We start from the raw sequence: 17918 nt of genomic DNA, 5'->3' as shown, positions 1-17918 counted from the left end.
CTGCCGGCGGGTGCTCGGCAACGACCACCCGCAGACGCTGGCCTCGGTCAACAACCTCGCCGGCGCCTACAGGTCGTCGGGGGACCTGGGGCAGGCGATTCCGCTGTACAGGCAAGCCCTCACCGATCGACGGCGGGTGCTCGGCAACGACCACCCGCAGACGCTGGCCTCGGTCAACAACCTCGCCGGCGCCTACAGGTCGTCGGGGGACCTGGGGCAGGCGATTCCGCTGTTCGAGCAAGCTCTCACCGGCTGCCGGCGGGTGCTCGGCAACGACCACCCGCAGACGCTGGCCTCGGTCAACAACCTCGCCGGCGCCTACGAGTCGGCGGGGGATCTGGGGCGGGCGATTCCGCTGTTCGAGCAAGCTCTCACCGGCTGCCGGCGGGTGCTCGGCAACGACCACCCACAGACCCGGGTCATCTATGGCAACTTGCGGGCTGCCATGGAGGGTTCCAGTTCCGAGTAGGGGCGTGGTTGGGCTCCGGCGTCGGCGGCATGCGGCGTGTGTCCAAGAGAAGGCCCGTCTCTAGCTCCCGGCCCAAAAGCAACTCGCTGAGGAGTTGATCTAGCGGACGGGAGTCCCGGGATGCTGTCCGAGAATCGATCGTTTTCCGGACAAGATCAAGAAGTGATGTCCAGGCCGGTCAACCCTGTCTGAAAAACCCGTCTGAGAAGTCGGCGCGTCCAACAAGGCGACCACGGGGTTTCTCGCACACCATGGACGGCGTGACCGTCACCCCCGCGCCCACCGAAGGCGATCTACTGCTGCCTACCCCGCTCGCCGGCGTGCTCGTCGGCTACGGCCGCGTCTCTACCCGCGAGCAGAACCTCGCCCGGCAGCAAGCCGCGCTCACTGCGGCCGGCTGCGCGAAGTGCTTCTTCGACAAGGCCAGTGGCAAGAACGCCGACCGGCCCGAGCTGACCAAGGTGTTCGAGTACATCCGACCCGGCGACGCGCTCACCGTCGTCTCCCTCGACCGGCTCGGCCGCTCCCTGGAAGACCTGATCGGCATCGTCGGCCGACTCAAGCGCCATGGCGTCGGCTTCCAGTCCCTGCACGAGAAGCTTGACACCACCACCCCCGGCGGGATGTTCGTCTTCCACGTCTTCGCCGCCCTGGCCGAGTTCATCCGCACCATCATCGTGGCCAACACCAACGAGGGCCTGGCCGCCGCCCGCGCCGCCGGCCAGCGCCTCGGCCGGCCGCCGGCAATGACCCCGGAGAAGGTCGCGTACGCGCTGCAACTGCTCAGCGAGCCCGACCGCACCATGACCTCGATCGCCAAGTTGCTCGGCGTCTCCCGCAGCACCCTCTACACCGCGCTGCCCGAACTACAGGCCGCCAAGCGCGCCGGCGGCGGGCCGGACGACGTCCTCGCCCAGCGGCAGCCGGACTCCCGCCCCGGACGGTAACGGCCCTGCCCTCGCATCCGACGTACCGAGATCATGGGAAACGGCGAATTGGCTCCCCCAACAGCCCGCAGCCTTGAGGCAGCACCCCAGCACAGGACCTAGATCAACTGCTTAGCGTTGTTTTTGGTCTGGAAACTACGGACGGGCCCAGCTACCTCAACGGCTGACCATGGTGGGGGCAAGGCCGCCTTGCCCCCACCACGCCCGAACGTGCGAACCCATAAGAACGTGCGAGCCACCGACCGTCGCCGCCGCGCGGCACGGTGAACACCGGCAGACACGCCTGCCCGACTCCGAGCCACCCGCGCCCACGCCGCCAGGTGGCACCGAGGACAAGCCGTCACCGACGCAGCGTGTGAGACCTTCCGCAGAACCTAGTTGTTCACGACCCGTGGATGGCGTGGGAATCCGCTGGAGGAACGATTGTCAGCATCCGCGCCCGTACCAGGGCCATCCGAGCCCGCATGGCGGCCACCGGCGAGCCGTACACCGTGGCAGCCCGCGCCAACACCAACGCCCACCAAGACGACGTCGTCGATTGCACGTGCCTGTGGGACGCGCGCCGTAGCGGTCTACTTTTTCGTCGCGAAGTCGTAGACCTCAGGTTGACTAATGTGACTCAGCGGCCAGCTTCCTCGCCTCTGGATTCCTCCTGGCTGGCCCTCGGCGGCGGGGCTACGGCGGTGCGTTCTGCCGGCTGCAGCGGCAGAGACTGACGGGTGCTGGTTGGGAAGGCACGCGCGGCCGCCGTGATTCCGGAAGCGACGTGAGTGATGTCGGGTAGCGGGGTGTACGGGTCGGCGAGCGGTGCCGCCAGCCGGACGATGTCCTGGAACTCGCTGTGCCACTCGCGGCCCATTTGGTCGGCGAGCAGCCTGACCGTGTCCGCGAACGCTTTAGTCTCGTCCGGGTTCCACGGCCGCTGACGCTCGGCGTCGATGGCCGAGGCGGCGCCGGCCGGCCAGCGCCACGTGCCGGCAGCGTCAAGGTAGTTCATGTGCAGCTGATGGTTGCCGCGCCGGTAAACGGTGGCGACGTCAACGACGCGGTCCCGGTCGATCGCCTCAGCGGCCTGAAGGACGCCCCGGTAGGAGGCGTCGTGGTTGTCCCGGGCGGTCAGCCTGCCATGGCCGAGGTCTCGGACCTGGTCGTGGTAACGGTGGACGATGCCGAGTCGGCTGAGCGGCTCGGGGACCGCCATGATCGCGGCCTCCGCTCGGTAGCCGGCCGCCCGGAACATGGCCGCGGGCTCGAGGAAGTCTCCGGGGTCACGCATCGTCGTCTCGATGATCGTGTCGACTCGCCGCTCGATGAGGTAGTGCTCCGCAGCGGCCATCCACCGGCGACCGTCCATGCTGGTGTACGGCGCGGCATTGCGGTCGTCTTCTCTGAGCAGCCGGCTGTACTCGGGGTGGTAGGGCTTGTAGAAGTCGGAGTTCACCACAATCGCGCCGCCCCGCCGATCGAGCTCGCGCTTGACCGACAGGGTGGTCATGGTCTTGCCGGCGCCGGGCTGACCCGCGACGAACACCACCACCGGCTGGTCCTGGGGTACGCCGTGGGCGAGTTCTTCAGGAGCGATCTCGTCGTGAAAGATCCGTTGGGATTCGTGCTCGGGAAGTAGGTAGCGCCTCGGGTCGATCGGCATTTAGCTGGCCTAGCGCTGGAGCTGCTCGGCCAGGGCGCGGTAGCGGCGGGTCACTTCGGTGACGGCGGTGTGGTCCTCGGCCTGCAACTGGTTGCGCTCGGCGATGCACCGCTTGCGTAGGTCGACCAGTTCCGCCGTCGCTGAGGCGTCGTCGCGTTGCCGGGCGGCGGCGATCAGTGGGGTGATGGCGGCGACGGCCTGGCTGATCGCCTCGATAGCGACCTCGTAGGAGACGGACTCGGCCGAGTCCCAATCGAACTGGCTCAGGTTGGCCAGCACAGACTGTTCGGTCACGTGTGGTACCTCCTCGTCACTCATGATCGATCTTACCGCCGTCGATCAAATAGCCGGCGGCGTCGGTGATGCTGCGGAATCAGACGGCGTCTGCGTCGGGAAGCTGAGCGAGGACTTCCGGTGGTGCCGGTTTGACCGGCAGCGGGCGGGGCTCGGTGTGCTTGTTTGGGCTGCATCGGTTGAATGGCCCGTACTCCGCGGTCAGAGCAGCGAGGTGCGGGTCGAGGTGGTCGCGCCACCAAATGCTCATGCCGGTCTGCGGGTCCGAGACTCGCAGAGTTTCCCAGGCCCGCCACAGGGCGTACAAGCGGGAGATCGCCTCGGGATGCGCCCACCACCGGGGGCACCAGTTCAGCCCGGAGTCCGGCCCGGAGGCGAGGCGCCGCTCGACGACGTGAGCGAGGTAGTCCCCGACGAATGCCTCCACGTTGCGGTACACCGGCTCCGCGGCGGCCTGCTCGTCAGCGGGAGGCTCGGGAGCGGGTGGCGCCGGGTCGCCGGCGAGCTGGCCGAGCAGCGCGCTGAGGTCGGCGATAGCTTCGGCGGCCGGGTCGGTGGCGGGGGTGGTCATACGACGGGCTCCGGTGGGGCGTCGGGGGTGAGGGTCCAGTCGGTGCGGCCGGTGGGGTCCCAGCGGGCGATCGAGGCGCGGATCGCGGCTGCGTAGGGGCCGTCCTGCCAGGGGGCGGTGCGGGCGAGCGCGGGTGGGGCGCCGGAGGCGTAGACGACCATCCGGCCACGCGGGAGGGCGTGCAGGTCGGACACGTCGAGGATGCGCTGGCGGCGGGTGGCGTGCGAGACGGACCGCTGGCCCCACCCCGACCCGCTGCTGCTGGTCGACCGGGTCGTCACGTCGTGCTCGCCGATCAGCTTCGACAGCTCTTCGAGCCAGTCGGGGTCGGCGACGCCGCCGCCGTAGGTGCGGACGTTCGCCGCGGACCACAGCTTGCGCATGCCCTCGCGGCCCCACACGTCGACGCCCTGCGGGTAGGACTGCAGGATCGTGATGATCGGCAGGCCGTGCGAGCCGTAATAGGAGTAGAGGCTGGGGAGCTGCCGCAGCCGGCAGATGTTGGCGGCCTCGTCGAGGATGCTCAGCAGCGGCGGGTCCAGGCGCCGGCCGGTCGAGGCCCGGGCGCGCAGCTCGCCGGCGCGCAGGACCGCGTCGGTGAGCGCGGCGACCAGCGGGGCGGGGGAGCCGGGGCCGCCCTGGGAGAGCAGGTACAGCACGTCGGTGCTTACCACGAACGAGGCCGGGTCGAACTCGAGTACGCCGCCGCGGGTGGGCGGGGTGACCCAGGCGGTGACGGCCGGCTCGGTGAGGCACATGAGCATCTTCTGGGCGCCGGCGTAGATGCCGCCCCGGGTCTTGTCGGGCATGTTGACCACGCCGGATACCGCGTCGGCGGGCAGGTCGAAGCCGCAATCACGCAGGAGGAGGGCAGGTTCGTCGTCGCGAGGGCTGACGGCCCACCGATACGCGGCGAGGATGTCCCGCCCCGACACGGCGGCGGCCAGCAGCAGGTTGGCCACCAGTTCTTCGGAGCTGGGGTCGAAGAAGGCGTCGCGGCTGACACCGGGTTCGCGTTCGGCGGCGGCGAAGTGCTCGGCGAGGCGGCGGGCGTCGGTGATGGTGGCCACGGCGCGCAGCGGGTTCCACCACATGCTCTGCTCGGCGCCGAGGATGTGTTGCGGGTCGAACGCCCACACCGATCCTCGGGCGGCCCGGACCTCGCGGGTGGCGTCGACGATGTCGCCTTTGACGCTGGTGACCAGGGTCGGGCCAGGTGCGGCGACGATGGCGGGGATGGCCCGGCTGGTGGTCTTGCCGGTGCGGGGGCCCCAGATGTCGACGGCCATGTCCTCCCAGGACTGGCGTAGCGGCATCCCGCCGGCGACGGTGGTGCCGATGAGCACGCCGAGCTGGTCGGGGTCGGGCCGGTCGACGGCGGCGAGGCTGGGCCGCAGTCGCCGGCCGCTGTCGGCGACACCCTTGGGCCCGAGGTGCGCCAGGTCGGCGCGGCTGGCCATCCGGCGGGCGGCCGAGTCGACCCGGGTCCGCCGCCGGCCGATCCACCGCCTGACCGCGACCGCCGCCCCGATCAGCAGCAGCAGTACGGCGAGCTGGGCGACCGCGACGAGCGTGCACATGGTGGTCCAGGTGATGTCCCCGCGCAGCACGGCGAGGGCCACCTGGATCGGGTGGCCGCCGGTGTAGCCGGGTGGGCGGGTGAGCACGACCGGCAGCCATACCGTGCCGGCGACGACCAGGACCAGGGCGGCGAGCCCGCCGGCGATCAGGCCGGCGTCGTCGTGGCCACCACGCGGCCCGGCAGGGCGGCGGTTCATGTCATCGTCCAGCGGAAGTCGGTGTTGCCGAGTTGCTTCTCCACCTCGGTGGGTTCCAGGTGCACCGGGATACCCGGCCGGGAACCGACCTTGATCAGGAAGCGCCCCCGGCCGACGGTTTCGCCGCCCTCGGTGGCGGTCCACGACGGTGGCGCCGACCAGGACAGCACCTCACGCCGTTCGGCCTGCGACAGTGGCCGTACCCGGGCGACAGCGTCCAGCTCCTGCTCAGAACACGGGCCGATCATCAGCACCGCGCTGCGTTCGGCGAAGCCCCTCGCCTTGGCCCGGTCGTGCGCGGTGGGCAGCGCTTCCAGGTCGGCCAGGGAGTGCGTGATGAAGGCCGTACCGGTGCCCTTCTGCCGGTTGAGGCGGGTGAGTCCGTCGGCGCGATCGACCAGGCCGTGTCCGACCCGCAGCGCCCGCCACAGCTCGTCGAGCACGGTGAAGAAGGTGCGGGCGGGCGCGAGGCCGAGGTCGGCCATCAGGTGCGCGGCCTCCACCTGGGCGAAGCCGTACGACCAGGTCGACAGCAGGGTCGCGGCGGTGCGCAGCTCGTCGGTGTCGTCGATGCCGGAGATGTCGACGCAGACGGCCGGGGTGTCGAGGCGGATGGCGGTGGTGGTCTGGCCCTCGAAGGTGTCGCCGAGCGGGCCGTGCAGCAGCGCCAGCAGGGTGCGGTGCAGCGCGGCGGTGTCCTCCCGGAACCGGGGGAGATCTCCCTCTTCCTGCCAGAGGGTGACCGCGCGGACCTCGGCCGGGGCGTCGCGGATGACGGCCAGGACATCGGAGAGTACCGGCTGGGCGTCGCTGGTCTCGCGTTCGGCGAGGTAGCGCAGGGCGGCGGCCAGCACGGTGGTCTCATCAGAGCTGACCGGGCCCCGGCGGACCAGGGTGGCCAGGGCGACCAGCATGTTCAGCCGCCGGTCGGTGACCGCCGCGCGGACGACGGCGGCGGTGCGCTCGTCGACCCGGCCGAGGACCTGCCGCCACGGACCGGCATCGAGGGGGTTGATCCGGTCCAGGCCCGGCCCGACCCGCAGCACCTGCCCGCCCAACGCGCGGACCAGCTCGGCATAGTCGGGTTTGAGGTCGCCGAGGATCAGCGGGGTCACGCCCTGCGCGGTGAGGCCGAGGACCATCCGGCGCACCGCCGTGGACTTGCCCATGCCGGGTTCGCCCTCGATCCACACGGACGGGTTGTTGATCAACCTCGCTCTCGTGTACCAGGAGATCGGGTCGAAGCAGACCGCCGAGCCGGTGTAGAGGTGGCGGCCGACCGGGACGCCGATCATCGGGGTCGACGCGCCGGTGCCGAACGGGAACAGCCCGCACACCTGGACGGTGGTGCCCCGGTACTCCGTGGGCGATTCGATCCACGACCACCGGCCGCCGCCGGGCCCGGCATAGCCGAGTCGGCCCGGTCGGCGGGCGGCTGGTCGACGCGGTGGCGGTGGAGTGCTGTTGTCCCGGGTGCTGATGGTCATGCCGGGCGTCCTAGAAGGGGATCGTGGCGTGGGTGGGCAGCACGATGCCGGCGGGAAGGCCGGCGGCGAATCCGGCGGCTTGGCAGCCGTACATCGGTCGCAGTACCAGGCGGGCCTCACCGGCGCGGGCCCGGATGATGCCGGAGGCCTCGTCGAGTTGCTCTTCCTCGCCGACGGTGGCGGTGACCAGCACGGTGAACCGGACGACACCGGCACCGGCCGCTTCCTCCTCTGCGGCCTGCTCGGCGGCGGCGAGATCGGTCATGTCCCGAGCGCTGGGTCGATGCTTCTTGCTGGCCAGGAACCGAGCGTCGCGTTTGTCGGACTCCACCAGCCGGGCCGCGTCGCCCGGGGAGTAGGGCCGGTAGACCATCGTCACCCGCTTGCGCAGCAGCTGCGGATCGGGGTCGGTGAGCCGGGCGAACAGCCGCGAGTACACCACGCCCCGGGGAGCCTCCACCATGCACCAGGTGCGCGAGAATGCGGAGTCGTGCCGGTATGAGTCCCAGCCTTCCCGGGTGGCCACCGGGCCGGCCTGCGGCCAGTCCGGGGTCAGCTGTGGATCCCGGGCGAGATCCACGGCGACGGCCGGGTCGTACGCGGCTCGCACCACTGCGGCGAGGCTGCGCGCCGACATGGGCGTGATTCCAGCACCGGTCGCACCGGTCAGCCCGGCGTGCAGGTGCGGCAGCCGGCCGGCGACCTCCCGGCAGACATCCTCGTGGGACATCGCCCGGCCGGGTGGGGCGGCATAAGTGAGCGAGACCCGGGTGTCGACGGTCGCCGAGCCGGCCGGGGACGACTCGACGACGTCGTTGAGGACCTGTAGGGCCAGCGCCGGAGCGTCCGGCCGGGACGTGGCGGCGACTTCGGCGGCCAGTCGTGTACCGGGATCAGGGGTGGTCTCGACGGTGACCTGCGCCTGCACGAGCTGCGGCTCACGGGACAGCGCCGACAACCAGGAGGCCAGGTGTGCCACGCGAGCATCGATGACCGACTGGTCGACCAGGTCCAGTCCTTCTGGCGCGCACCGCAACGTGACGGTGTAGTGGCGGCTCTGCGGCACCACCACGACGGCGACCATCCCGGATCGGCCGGTCTCGACCTCGTACACCTCCGAGCGGGCCAACACCCCGGGTAGCTGGTGGGCGGCGGCGACCCGGGAGGCGACGCCGGAGACGTAGATGTGGTGACGGCGGGCCCGAGTGAGCCACCACGCTACGCGGGCGGTGATGACCTGGAAGCCGGTGCGCCCGTTGACCCGGATCGCCAGCGGGGCGAGGACCAGGACGCCGAGGATCGCCGTGAGTAGGGACGCCAGCGGGGAGACCGGCAGCATGGCGGCGGTGAGCACCATGACCAGGAATGCCGCGATGGTGCCGGCCGGGCCAAGTCCGAACAGCCCGGCTCCCCGGCCGAGTCGCCAGTTGCCGTATGTGCGCTGTTCAGTTGGGCGGTCGCGTACTCCGGCGCTCATGATCCCTCACCGTCCATCGCGCCGGAGGCCGTGCCACCGACCTTGCGCACCGGGGCCTGGCTGGCCTGCGTGCCGGCGAGGCCGCCGGCCACGGCAAGCCCGACCGGACCTGCCGCCGCTGCGGCACCGGTGCGCGCTGCTGTGCCTGGGGCTGCGGAGTTGGTGTCGGCGCTCGTACCCGCAGCTGCCCCAGAGCCGGCCGCGGCGCCACCGGCCGCACCCGGGCTGGCGCTGGTACTGGTTCCTGCGGCAACTCCGTCGGATGGTCGCTGTGACGGCACCGGGGGCGATGCGCCAACGGGCCGGTCGGTGCTATTGCCTGTCCGGCTACCAGAGCCGCCGCCGCTACCCTTTCCACCGCTGCTGTTTGACAACCGCACCGCGCCGGACGCGATCTGTCCGGCCGCAGAGACGGCCGCCACACCGGCACCACTGGCGCCGCCACCGCTGGACAGCACCGACACCGCCGGGGCGATCAGCCGCAGCAGTGCCGGCAGCGCCACGATGGCCATGCAGAACATCACCAGGCCGGTGAGCAGGTCGGTAAGGGTCTTTCCTTGGCCGAGCCAGAACACCGCCGCGTAGATGGTCGCAGCGGCCGGCTTGTAGAGGATCAGGGCGATCAGCCATGTCAGGTACCGGTTTCGTACGGCTTGCCCCGACCCGGAGATACCGGCCGCAGCGACCAGCGGCAGCAAACCCGCCAGGAGAACAAGGCCCGCGCTCTGGGCTAGCAGCATCATCAGCTGCACCATCGCGGCCATGAATATGAACAGCGAGACGCCGATCAACATGATCGGCGACAGGGTGGACGCGCCCGCAGCCGGGGAGAGCTGCAGGAGCCGCGCGCCGAGATCTTTGTTGGCTGCTTCGGTGAGGATCCAGTTCGAGTATGCGTCGCCGACCACGGTGAGTACCTGCACCGCCGGTACGCCAACACCGGTGATCACGACCAGCGCGGCCAGCCCCTTGGCGATGGAACCGGCCTCCCGCCCGTTGCGCTCGATGGCCAGTCGAATCGCCCCGACCAGCAGCGCCCCCACCGCGACCGCTAGGACTGCCCAGTGGGTGTAGCTGCGGAGATTCGCCACCACGCCGTCGGTTTCGGAGATCGCTGGCCTATCTACCCTGAGCCATCCGGCGACCAACGTCGTGAGCATCTCCGCAGCGGCCTCGGATGCCGCCTCGGCGATTTCATCGAGGTACCCGCCGGCCGCATGGCGGACAGCCCGGCGCGGGATACAGGTGAGGTCGATCGGAGGGCACGGGGTCATCTACCGAGCTCCCCATTCGACGACGCCGGTGAGGTCGTCTGTCGTCCGGTTGACGGAGACCCATGCGCCGCCGGGGGGTGCCTGCATCCGCCAGTCGCCATCGCGCCAGAGCAGCGTCAGTGACAGGACGTGGTAACGCGGGGCACCGGCCGACGGTGCACGGAGCACGAGACCGATTACGGCGGTGTCGGGTGTGTAGGACTGGTAGCTGAACCCGGCGATCTGGCTCTGTGCACCTGGATCGGCTGGGGCGCTGTCACTGGCATCAAGCGCGGCCAGCAACCTGTCCCGATCAGCGCTGGGCACGAACTGCCGTTCGATGGTCGGCCTCCAGTACTCCTCCCCAAGGGAGTAGCTGGACCTCAGGGCAAGCTGCGCGGCGGCGACTAGCGCGCCTTCGGGGGTATGCGCGAAGCCAGATGCCGTGGTGCCAGTGACCTGCTTCGGGCCGGCGGTGGCGCTTACCGGCACAGCGAGAGGCCCGACCAGTTCCCACCGCACGCCATCTGGTGCGGCCGATGGGATGGCGGTGGGTAGGGCCTGATCCGGTGTGTTGGTTACCGCGGCGGGTGGCTGGCCAGGCGGTGATGTGCCGTTGGAGGTGTCGGGGGCGTCGCCGCCCGGAGCGAAGATGGCGATCAACAGCCCGGCCAGGACGATGAGCGTCACGAGCACGGCGGCGGCGATGAAGCCGGGCCGAGTCCACGGCGGGCGTTCGGCGAAGTCCGGCGTGTTGGATCCGCTAGGCATTAGTTCCCGCCGCCGATGAGTGCGCCGACGATCGCGGAGGCGCTGCCGATCAGGACGCAGGCGGCGAAGACCCAGCCGAGTTGGGAGACGTTGGTGTCGTCTCCTCGGCGGTGGGAGATGGCCATCTTCGCGGCGGTGTAGAGCATCCCGGCGACGCAGGCCGCCACGGCCAGCCACGCGATCCACTGGAGGATGAGCAGAACGCCGCTGCCGGCGACACCGGGAGGTGCGACGCCACCGCCGGGGTTGGGGACGGTCTGCGCCAGGATGCTTTCGGCGTGCGCCAAGCCGCCGATCAGGGTCATGGTCGTCCTTTCTGCTTCGCGTGCAGCGTGTGCCAGATCGCGGTGCGCAGCGCTTCGATGTCGGGAGGGGTGCCGATGTCGGTGGGCTCATCGACGGCGAGCAGGTCGTCGATCCAGCCGACGCGCCAGATCTGCGGTGCCCAGCCGCCGAGTAGCCGCAGGCGTTCGGTGGCGATGCGGGGTGGCCGCCGTGGTGACGCGGCGACGGCGACGACGCCGAGTAGCCAGGTCATTCGGGCTACTCCGGCGCGGCGGCGCCACTGCTCGACCGCGCCGGTGGCGGACCAGGTGCCCGATGCCGATGCCCGGCAGACGAGGACGACGTGGGCGCCGGGCATCGCTGAGGTGAGTGCCGGCCACGCGGTGCCGAAGTCGGTGCCGATGCCGACCAGTCGGGCGAGGGTGCTTGTGCCGGCGCCGCCGTGGCAGCCGACCCACCACACCGGAGGCCACCCGTCGCGGTGGTGATTCTCGGGAATCACGGCGAGGGGGAGCTGCGGCACGGCGGTCGGGCGGGTGCGGCGGGCCGCGACTGTGGGGGACTTCACCGCCTGGACCCGCGCACGGCCGCGCGGTTGCCACTCGTCACCTGATGCCTCCCCCGCGTGTCAAGGTCACCGACGAGTACGTGACAGTAGCACCGCGTAGGTAGCTGGTCCTATGGTGATTGCTCGGTCAACATCGGACATGATCGGCACCACGGGGGCGTTGAATGGCAAGGGCAGCGCGCGCTGTCACCGGTACCGCTCGGCTGCGTGGCGCTGGCCTAGTGGCGCTCATGGCTGCCCTGCTGGGAGTCGGTGGCTGCGCTGGATCTGCCGCGCCGACGGTGCCGGCCCCGGACCGCAGTGGCCCGGTGTACCCGACCACCGGCGACGTGGTGGAGTCGCCGCCGCCTGGTGAGTCTCCGGGCCGGGACGACCATGGGGACGATGAGCTGACCGCGTCACCGCCGCCAGCGGCGCAGGCGTCCCGGATAGCGGCGCGGTTCGCGCGGGCGTGGGTGCGCTCTGACCTGCCGGCCGATGAGTGGTGGCGGCAGGTCGCGGAGGTCTGCGACGACGGGTTCGCCGAGCAGTTGCGGACGGTCGATCCGGGCCGGGTGCCGGCGACCCGGATGGACGGCGAACCGGTGGCCTCGAAGCCACCAAAGGGCGGCGCCGCGGAGTACGAGTTCGCCACGGACAGCGGTACCTTGACCGTCACGGTGGTGGCCTTGGCCGGGCGCTGGCTGGTCACCGGCGCCGACTTCCGGCGGACGATCGGATGACCCGCAAGCCGATCGCGTTGGCGGTGGCGGTGGTGGCCGTGGTGGTGCTGCTGTGCGGCGGCACGGTGGTGCTTCCGGTGCTGATGTTCGGCCAGGAGCAGGCAGAGGCCGCAGCGTGCGAGGTGCCGTTGCTGCCGGATGCTGCGGCGCCTGACGTGGGCAGGTGGAGCGGCGCCCAGGTGGCCAACGCGGTCGTGATCGTCACCGCCGGCCGGCAACGGCAGGTGCCTGCTCGTGGCTACGTGATCGCGCTGGCGACGGCGATGCAGGAGTCCACGCTGCGGAACCTGGCTAACGCCAACGTGCCCGAGTCCCTGGCTCTGCCGCACGAGGGTGTGGGTCGCGACCACGACTCGGTCGGATTGTTCCAGCAGCGGCCCGGGTGGGGCACGGTGCGGGAGCGGATGACGCCCAGCTACGCCGCCGACAGGTTCTACGAGGCCCTGGCGCGGGTCGACGGGTGGGAGCGGATGCGGCTGACGGACGCCGCGCAGGCGGTGCAGCGCTCCGCCTACCCGGAGGAGTACCAGAAGTGGGAGGACGACGCCGAGCTGCTCGCCGCCGCGGTGCTTGGCGTGCCGGACATCCGCGACATCGGTGGCGGCGCGCCGACGGCCCCCTGCGGCGTCGGCGAGTTCGGGCCGGTGCCGGTCGGGCCGGGCGGGTGGGTGCAGCCGCTGCACGCCTTCGTCGGCAGCCCGTTCGGCCCCCGCAATGGCCGGCTGCACGCCGGGGTGGACATGTCGAAGACCGACGTGCGGGGTGACCCGATTCGGGCCGCGTCGGGCGGGGTGGTCGAGCGGGTTACGTGCGACTGGTACACCACGTGCGACCGGGACGGGCACACCCGCGCCCGAGGCTGCGGCTGGTTCGTTGACATCCGCCACCCGGGAAACATCGTCACTCGCTACTGCCACATGATCCAGCGCCCTGAGGTGGCCATCGGCGACTCGGTGGCGGCCGGAGCGGTGATCGGGTTCGTCGGCAACAGCGGAGGCAGCTCCGGGCCGCATCTGCACTTCGAGGTGCACGTCAACGTCCCGGCAGGCCCGTACAACGTCACCCCCAGCAACGCGGTCGACCCGGTGCCGTTCATGCGGGCACGGGGTGCGCCGTTGGGGGCACGGCCATGAGGGTCAACAGCACGGCGGCCACCCCGGCGGGGCAGGCCGCCGTCGTGCCGTGTCGGTCGCGGCTACGCCTGCCCGCCGGTGTCGGCGTGCACGACTTGGTCGTCATGCTGCTGTGGGCCGGAGGGGGAGGTCGGTCGACGCGAGCGGCGGCGCTTGCTGGTGGTGGTCTCCGGTGCGTCCAGGCCGAGCTTGGCCAGGTCTTCCGGAGTCCATCCGCCTTGTACCGCTGCGTCGTAGCGTTCGGTGTAGCGGGCGTTGGCGGCACGCAGGGCCTCAACCAGTTGGTCGCGGTCGTGCCGGGCTGTGGCCGCCTCACCGACCAGGTTGGCGCGCTCGCGCAGCAGGCCCAATGCGGCCCGTTCCGTCTCGGCGCGGACGGCCTTGGCGGTCTGTTCGGCCATGGGTTCCTCCCCCAGGATGATCCGGTCTGGTGTCTGTGGACGCCCACCTTAGCGGCCAAGATCGATCGGCACGGCCCCGCTTTTCCACCCTTCCCCCGGGCCGGTGGGGGCACCATCAATGCCAGCCGAGGGCGTCGACCAGGGTCAAGGGTGGGCCGTAGGACCATCGCGCAGCGACGCGTAGCGCCCTTGATGCTGGGCGGCGACCGGCTACGCTCTCTGGCCCCCACGGGGTGGGCTCGTGGTACGCACCGTCAGGTGCGTTCGGCGCGACCGCCCAGCCACGTCGCGCGCACGCGACCCGCCTCCTTCGTCGGAGCAAGTTGGAGTAAAAGTCTGCCTTTTGGGCAGACGGGCCGCCGCGCGGCCGGTACAGGTCGGGCGGTTGACGCCCGCCAGGGAGGTGTTCGCCGTGGCTGAGCCGGCTCAGGTAGGTGTGGTCCGGTTCGGTGCTCAGCAGCGTAGGCGACGCCGGCACAACGATGCTGATCCGCGCGTGCACCGGGTGACGGTGCGCCTGTCGACCGAGGAACTCGCGGCGGTGACGGCGAACGCCGCCGCCGCCCGGATGGCCGTCGCCGCCTACCTGGCCGAGGCCGGCGCCGCGCCCCTGGTGCCGGCCGCGAACGCCCCGGACGGGCCCGGTGAGACATCCGCGTTGCTGGTCGAACTGATGGGAGTGCACCGGCAGGTACGGGGCGCGGCGACCAACCTGAACCAGGCGGTCGCCCGGCTTCACGCCACCGGTGAGCCGGCCGGGGATCTGGCGGCGTCGGCCGCGTACGTGGCGCGGATCGCGGCCCGCGTCGACGAGCTGGTGACCGCGATCGCCGCCGCGCAGACGGGCCGCCGATGATCCCGAAGGTCACCTACGGCAGCCGGGTGCGCGGACTGCTGGAGTACCTGTGGGGACCTGGAAAGGCGGAGGAACACGTCAACCCCCACCTCGTTGCCGGGTACGACGACGTCGCCCTGCTCGCGCCGGAGCGGTACGAGAGAGACGGCGGCCGGTGGGGACTGGACGACCTGGCGGCCCGCTTGGACGCGCCGCAGATCGCGGCGGGCGAGCGGGGGGTGAAGCAGTACGTCTGGCAGTGCTCGCTGAGCCTGCCGGCCCAGGAAGGCCAGCTCGACGACGACACCTGGGGGCGGATCGCGGGCCGATTCGTGCAGGAAATGGGCTTCACCGGCGACGCGGACCGGCCCGGGTGCCGGTGGATCGCGATGCGGCACGGGCTGTCGGCGAAGGGCAACGACCATGTGCACCTGGTCATCACCCTGGCCACCGAGGACGGGGCGCCGGTGTGGCTGCGGCAGGACAAGCGACGTAGCCAGCAGGTCGCCGACCTCCTGGAGGACGAGTTCGGGCTGGGCAAGTGGACACCTGGCCGGGCCGGTGTGACACGCCGCCCCGAGCTGACCCGGCCGGAGGTCGACCGGGCCCGGCGCAGCGGGCTGGCGCCGGACCGGGAGCTGCTGCGTCGGCAGGTCCGGGCGGCGCTGGCCGGCGCCGGCAGCGAGGCCGAGTGGGTCGCGCGGATGAAGGGTGCCGGACTGCTCGTGGCGGCCCGCACGGCGGCGAAGGACGTCGACCAGGTGGCCGGGTACGCCGTCGCCCTGCGGCCAGCCGGCGGTAATAAACCGCGCTGGTTTGCCGGCCGCAGCTTGGACGGGGATCTGAGCCTGCCCCGGATCCGTGCCCGCTGGAGCGACGAGGGGCGGGCCACCGCCGGCCAGTGGGCGGACGCGCATTCCGTGGAATCGCCACGGCTGCGCGGTGAGGACCGGATTGCGGTGTGGCGGTCCTCGGCTGCCGCCTTGGAGGCGATCAGCGGCCGGCTGAGGGGCCTGCCGCCAGGCTCCCCGCAGTGGCCGGCGGTCGCTCGCGCCAGTGTCGAGCTGCTCGCCGGGGTGGCCGCCGCCACCGAGCCGTCTGGGCAGGGGCCGATCACCCGGGCCGCCGACAGCCTCGCCCGCGCGGCAGCACCACGGCGGTCGACGCGTACCTCGGCAGCGTCGACGGTGGCCGTCGAGCTGGGCCGGGTCGCGCACGCGCTGCTGATCGCCGGTCGGGCCCGCGACGGCGGCGAGGCGGCCGTGCTGCTCGCCGTGGTCGTGCAGGCCGCCCGACTGGTCGTGGCCCTGGCCGAGCTGCGCGCCGCCGAGCGGCAGGCCCACGCAGCCGGCGCGGCAGCCGCCGCCGCAGCTCACCTGATGCCGCTGCTCCAGCAGGACGGCCGGCACGTCAACCAGGTCCCCACGCAGACCCAGACCGGCGCGGCGGACCGACCGACACTGCCCTCACCGGCCCCGGCCCGGACTTCCGTGCGTCGGGAGAGCGACGGGGAGTTGCAGCGATGACGAGACGGGAGACGTAGTGGCTGACAACGAGATGGCCGAGTTCCAGCAGCGGGCCACTGCGGCGGTCACGGCCGCGATCCAGGCCGCCGGCCAGATCGCGCAGCTCCTCATCGACGCCCGCATCGCCGAGCTTCAGCGGGCCGCCAGGGCCAGCGAGGACCGTGCCCGGCGTGCTCGTGCGCAGGCCCGCGCGGCGCAGCAGGCCGACGCGGCGGTGTGGCGGCAGGCCACCCGGGCATCATGGTGGCGCCGGGCCTCCGCCGACGATATCGCCCGCGCCTGGCGGGCCAGCGCCACCTGGTCCGCCGTCGATCCCCGAGCCCGTGATGCCCAGCGGGTCATGGTTGAGCGGCTGGCCGCCCGGGGCGTCCACGTCGACCCAGAGACGGGCATGCAGCCGGCAAACGAGGACTGGCTGGCCGACCAGCTCGACCACGCCGCCGTGGAGAGCACCGACTCGGCGCCCGCCACGGCGCATAGTGCGGCGACCACCGGCGAGCCGCGCCGTACCGCGCGGCAGCGCCAGGAGGAGATGGCGGACCATATCCGGCAGGTCTGGTCCCCGGACCGCGCCGAACGGGTCATCCAGTCGGCGGCGTGGCTGGCCCTGGCGTACAAGCTTGACCAACTGGAGCGCGCGGGGCACGACGTCCGCGACCTTCTACGGCGGGTACCCGGATTTGTCGACCGCGCCCACACGCCAGCCGCGTACGCGTTCCGGGTCGTCGTCGACTACGCCGCCGACGTCGACCAAGCTGCGGCCGGGAAACGTGCCGCCACCGACGGACAGCAAAACCAGGAACACCCCCCAGTGACCATCCAAGGTGAGTGGAGGGAATCCGCTGGCACCGTCCCGGGAGTCACCGAGACGCACACCGACGCTGCGCCGGACGCCACCGGAGCTGTTGCGCATGACGTACGCGCTGCCCAGCTCGCCGCTCGTGGGTTTCCTACGTCGACCAAGTCCGCCGTCGCGGACACCGCGGTCGCCGCCCACCCGCAGATCGGGGCGCAGCAGAGGCCGGCGCGATCAGCCGCACCGGCGGCGTCTCCCCAAACCGCGAGTCGCTAGCTGGCCCTCCAGGTCAAGCTGATCGCGTGAACCTGATCGCGTGAACCTACTGCCGGTGACCCCCGTAGAACGCGCAGATGGGACTTTTTTCGCTACCGGGAAACAGCACCCAGGATTCAAGTGGGCGGCCTGAGCTGGGGAAACCTCGTGAGAGGAGGGTCGTGGCGTCAGGGATGCCCAGAGTGCGGGGTGTAACGGAGTAGCGGACCAGTAGGATGTTGCTTCGGCTGATGTTCCTCCCCGACTCGGGAGCAACTCGGGTCGTCCTCAGGGGCCCCGGGTGCGAACCGAGTAACCCCGGGGGAGAGAGGTCCATCATGCCGAGCCGATCTTCCCGGCGGCGGTGCCGGCACGTGTGCCGGTGTCTCCGCCTCAGGCCCGGCCCCACCCCCCGGTGGAGCTGGAAGAAGATCAGCAAGTGGGTCGGTCCTGCGATGCAGATCGCGGCCCAGGTGCTGAACCTCTACCGGGCCTGGAAAGGGATGTAGCCCCGCCTGACGACGGGGCCACATGACCGGTCGAAGGCGCTCCGCTCGAAGGTTGGACGGCCAGAGGGCGGGGCGTTCTTCGTTGTTCTCTACTTCTGCGTCGCGTAGAGAGCATCCGCAGTCTGTCATAAACCTCGTTTTAGAAGTAGGGAACCCCGCTACCCAACTTCCAGAACGAAGTGTTATGCGCTAG

18 protein-coding genes are annotated in these 17918 nt (G+C 71.2%); 7 read left to right on the top strand and 11 right to left on the bottom strand.

From position 1 onward, the window contains the following. Positions 1–10 precede the first annotated feature (10 nt). Positions 11–469, top strand: coding sequence for a tetratricopeptide repeat protein (locus VAB18032_RS33120; RefSeq protein ID WP_043726538.1), 459 nt, complete (start codon positions 11–13; stop codon positions 467–469). 251 nt (positions 470–720) lie between these two features. Continuing rightward, entirely contained in the window at positions 721–1416 is a 696-nt protein-coding gene (locus tag VAB18032_RS29810; protein WP_013713157.1) for a recombinase family protein, read from the top strand. A 619-nt stretch (positions 1417–2035) separates the two neighbouring features. Here VAB18032_RS29810 and VAB18032_RS29805 read toward each other — a convergent pair. The 10 genes from VAB18032_RS29805 to VAB18032_RS29760 all read right to left on the bottom strand — a co-directional run bounded on the left by VAB18032_RS29805 (position 2036) and on the right by VAB18032_RS29760 (position 11548). Then, positions 2036–3064: a zeta toxin family protein gene (locus tag VAB18032_RS29805; protein WP_013713156.1), complete on the bottom strand. Its 1029-nt coding sequence runs from the start codon at positions 3062–3064 to the stop codon at positions 2036–2038. Positions 3065–3073: 9 nt separating this feature from the next. Next, a complete protein-coding gene (locus VAB18032_RS29800) occupies positions 3074–3358 on the bottom strand; it encodes a hypothetical protein (protein WP_013713155.1) in 285 nt (94 codons plus the stop codon). Positions 3359–3437: 79 nt separating this feature from the next. After that, positions 3438–3929, bottom strand: a complete 492-nt coding sequence (locus VAB18032_RS29795; protein WP_013713154.1) for a DUF4913 domain-containing protein — start codon at positions 3927–3929, stop codon at positions 3438–3440. Continuing rightward, positions 3926–5707: a type IV secretory system conjugative DNA transfer family protein gene (locus VAB18032_RS29790; protein ID WP_013713153.1), complete on the bottom strand. Its 1782-nt coding sequence runs from the start codon at positions 5705–5707 to the stop codon at positions 3926–3928. The genes VAB18032_RS29795 and VAB18032_RS29790 overlap by 4 nt, the downstream gene beginning before the upstream one ends. Next, on the bottom strand, positions 5704–7194 hold the full coding sequence (locus VAB18032_RS29785; protein ID WP_013713152.1) for a hypothetical protein: 1491 nt from the start codon (positions 7192–7194) through the stop codon (positions 5704–5706). The genes VAB18032_RS29790 and VAB18032_RS29785 overlap by 4 nt, the downstream gene beginning before the upstream one ends. Before the next feature lie 10 nt (positions 7195–7204). Next, positions 7205–8671, bottom strand: a complete 1467-nt coding sequence (locus tag VAB18032_RS29780) for an SCO6880 family protein (protein WP_013713151.1) — start codon at positions 8669–8671, stop codon at positions 7205–7207. After that, positions 8668–9945, bottom strand: coding sequence for a hypothetical protein (locus tag VAB18032_RS29775; RefSeq protein WP_043726530.1), 1278 nt, complete (start codon positions 9943–9945; stop codon positions 8668–8670). The genes VAB18032_RS29780 and VAB18032_RS29775 overlap by 4 nt, the downstream gene beginning before the upstream one ends. Next, positions 9946–10620: a DUF8175 domain-containg protein gene (locus VAB18032_RS29770; protein WP_244881206.1), complete on the bottom strand. Its 675-nt coding sequence runs from the start codon at positions 10618–10620 to the stop codon at positions 9946–9948. A gap of 74 nt (positions 10621–10694) precedes the next feature. Next, complete coding sequence (locus tag VAB18032_RS29765; protein ID WP_013713148.1) at positions 10695–11000, bottom strand: hypothetical protein; 306 nt, start codon at positions 10998–11000, stop codon at positions 10695–10697. Continuing rightward, positions 10997–11548 carry a hypothetical protein gene (locus VAB18032_RS29760; RefSeq protein WP_013713147.1) on the bottom strand — a complete coding sequence of 184 codons (552 nt, stop codon included), beginning with the start codon at positions 11546–11548 and terminating at the stop codon, positions 10997–10999. The genes VAB18032_RS29765 and VAB18032_RS29760 overlap by 4 nt, the downstream gene beginning before the upstream one ends. Positions 11549–11778: 230 nt before the next feature. Here VAB18032_RS29760 and VAB18032_RS29755 point away from each other — a divergent pair, with 230 nt between their 5' ends. After that, the gene (locus VAB18032_RS29755; RefSeq protein WP_193386342.1) at positions 11779–12270 is read left to right on the top strand and encodes a hypothetical protein; all 492 of its coding nucleotides are present in this window, start codon (positions 11779–11781) and stop codon (positions 12268–12270) included. After that, the gene (locus tag VAB18032_RS29750) at positions 12267–13403 is read left to right on the top strand and encodes a M23 family metallopeptidase (protein ID WP_013713145.1); all 1137 of its coding nucleotides are present in this window, start codon (positions 12267–12269) and stop codon (positions 13401–13403) included. Before VAB18032_RS29755 ends, VAB18032_RS29750 begins: the two co-directional genes overlap by 4 nt. Positions 13404–13465: 62 nt before the next feature. Here the strand turns inward: VAB18032_RS29750 and VAB18032_RS29745 are convergent, their stop codons facing one another. Continuing rightward, positions 13466–13804: a hypothetical protein gene (locus VAB18032_RS29745; RefSeq protein WP_013713144.1), complete on the bottom strand. Its 339-nt coding sequence runs from the start codon at positions 13802–13804 to the stop codon at positions 13466–13468. A 412-nt stretch (positions 13805–14216) separates the two neighbouring features. Between VAB18032_RS29745 and VAB18032_RS29740 the strand changes: the two genes are divergently transcribed. The 3 genes from VAB18032_RS29740 to VAB18032_RS29730 are packed head-to-tail and all read left to right on the top strand — an operon-like array spanning position 14217 to position 17237. Further along, positions 14217–14660 (top strand): MobC domain-containing protein, encoded by a 444-nt coding sequence (locus VAB18032_RS29740; protein ID WP_043726579.1) that lies wholly within the window; start codon positions 14217–14219, stop codon positions 14658–14660. Beyond that, positions 14657–16165 (top strand): relaxase/mobilization nuclease domain-containing protein, encoded by a 1509-nt coding sequence (locus VAB18032_RS29735; protein ID WP_013713142.1) that lies wholly within the window; start codon positions 14657–14659, stop codon positions 16163–16165. Before VAB18032_RS29740 ends, VAB18032_RS29735 begins: the two co-directional genes overlap by 4 nt. Before the next feature lie 16 nt (positions 16166–16181). Then, positions 16182–17237: a hypothetical protein gene (locus VAB18032_RS29730; protein WP_013713141.1), complete on the top strand. Its 1056-nt coding sequence runs from the start codon at positions 16182–16184 to the stop codon at positions 17235–17237. Positions 17238–17918: the final 681 nt, after the last annotated feature.

The organism is Micromonospora maris AB-18-032, assembly GCF_000204155.1.
GTDB lineage: Bacteria > Actinomycetota > Actinomycetes > Mycobacteriales > Micromonosporaceae > Micromonospora > Micromonospora gifhornensis.
Note: the sequence above shows the minus strand (reverse complement) of the source record. Positions and strands in the feature narration are given on the sequence as shown.

Excerpts from the sequence above, each read along its gene's own strand:
- VAB18032_RS29790 (WP_013713153.1), bottom strand. The coding sequence starts at position 5,707 with ATGAACCGCCGCCCTGCCGGGCCGCGTGGTGGCCACGACGACGCCGGC.
- VAB18032_RS29805 (WP_013713156.1), bottom strand. The coding sequence starts at position 3,064 with ATGCCGATCGACCCGAGGCGCTACCTACTTCCCGAGCACGAATCCCAA.
- VAB18032_RS29780 (WP_013713151.1), bottom strand. The coding sequence starts at position 8,671 with ATGAGCGCCGGAGTACGCGACCGCCCAACTGAACAGCGCACATACGGC.
- VAB18032_RS29785 (WP_013713152.1), bottom strand. The coding sequence starts at position 7,194 with ATGACCATCAGCACCCGGGACAACAGCACTCCACCGCCACCGCGTCGA.
- VAB18032_RS29745 (WP_013713144.1), bottom strand. The coding sequence starts at position 13,804 with ATGGCCGAACAGACCGCCAAGGCCGTCCGCGCCGAGACGGAACGGGCC.
- VAB18032_RS29775 (WP_043726530.1), bottom strand. The coding sequence starts at position 9,945 with ATGACCCCGTGCCCTCCGATCGACCTCACCTGTATCCCGCGCCGGGCT.
- VAB18032_RS29810 (WP_013713157.1), top strand. The coding sequence starts at position 721 with ATGGACGGCGTGACCGTCACCCCCGCGCCCACCGAAGGCGATCTACTG.
- VAB18032_RS29795 (WP_013713154.1), bottom strand. The coding sequence starts at position 3,929 with ATGACCACCCCCGCCACCGACCCGGCCGCCGAAGCTATCGCCGACCTC.
- VAB18032_RS29750 (WP_013713145.1), top strand. The coding sequence starts at position 12,267 with ATGACCCGCAAGCCGATCGCGTTGGCGGTGGCGGTGGTGGCCGTGGTG.
- VAB18032_RS29765 (WP_013713148.1), bottom strand. The coding sequence starts at position 11,000 with ATGACCCTGATCGGCGGCTTGGCGCACGCCGAAAGCATCCTGGCGCAG.
- VAB18032_RS29755 (WP_193386342.1), top strand. The coding sequence starts at position 11,779 with ATGGCTGCCCTGCTGGGAGTCGGTGGCTGCGCTGGATCTGCCGCGCCG.
- VAB18032_RS29735 (WP_013713142.1), top strand. The coding sequence starts at position 14,657 with ATGATCCCGAAGGTCACCTACGGCAGCCGGGTGCGCGGACTGCTGGAG.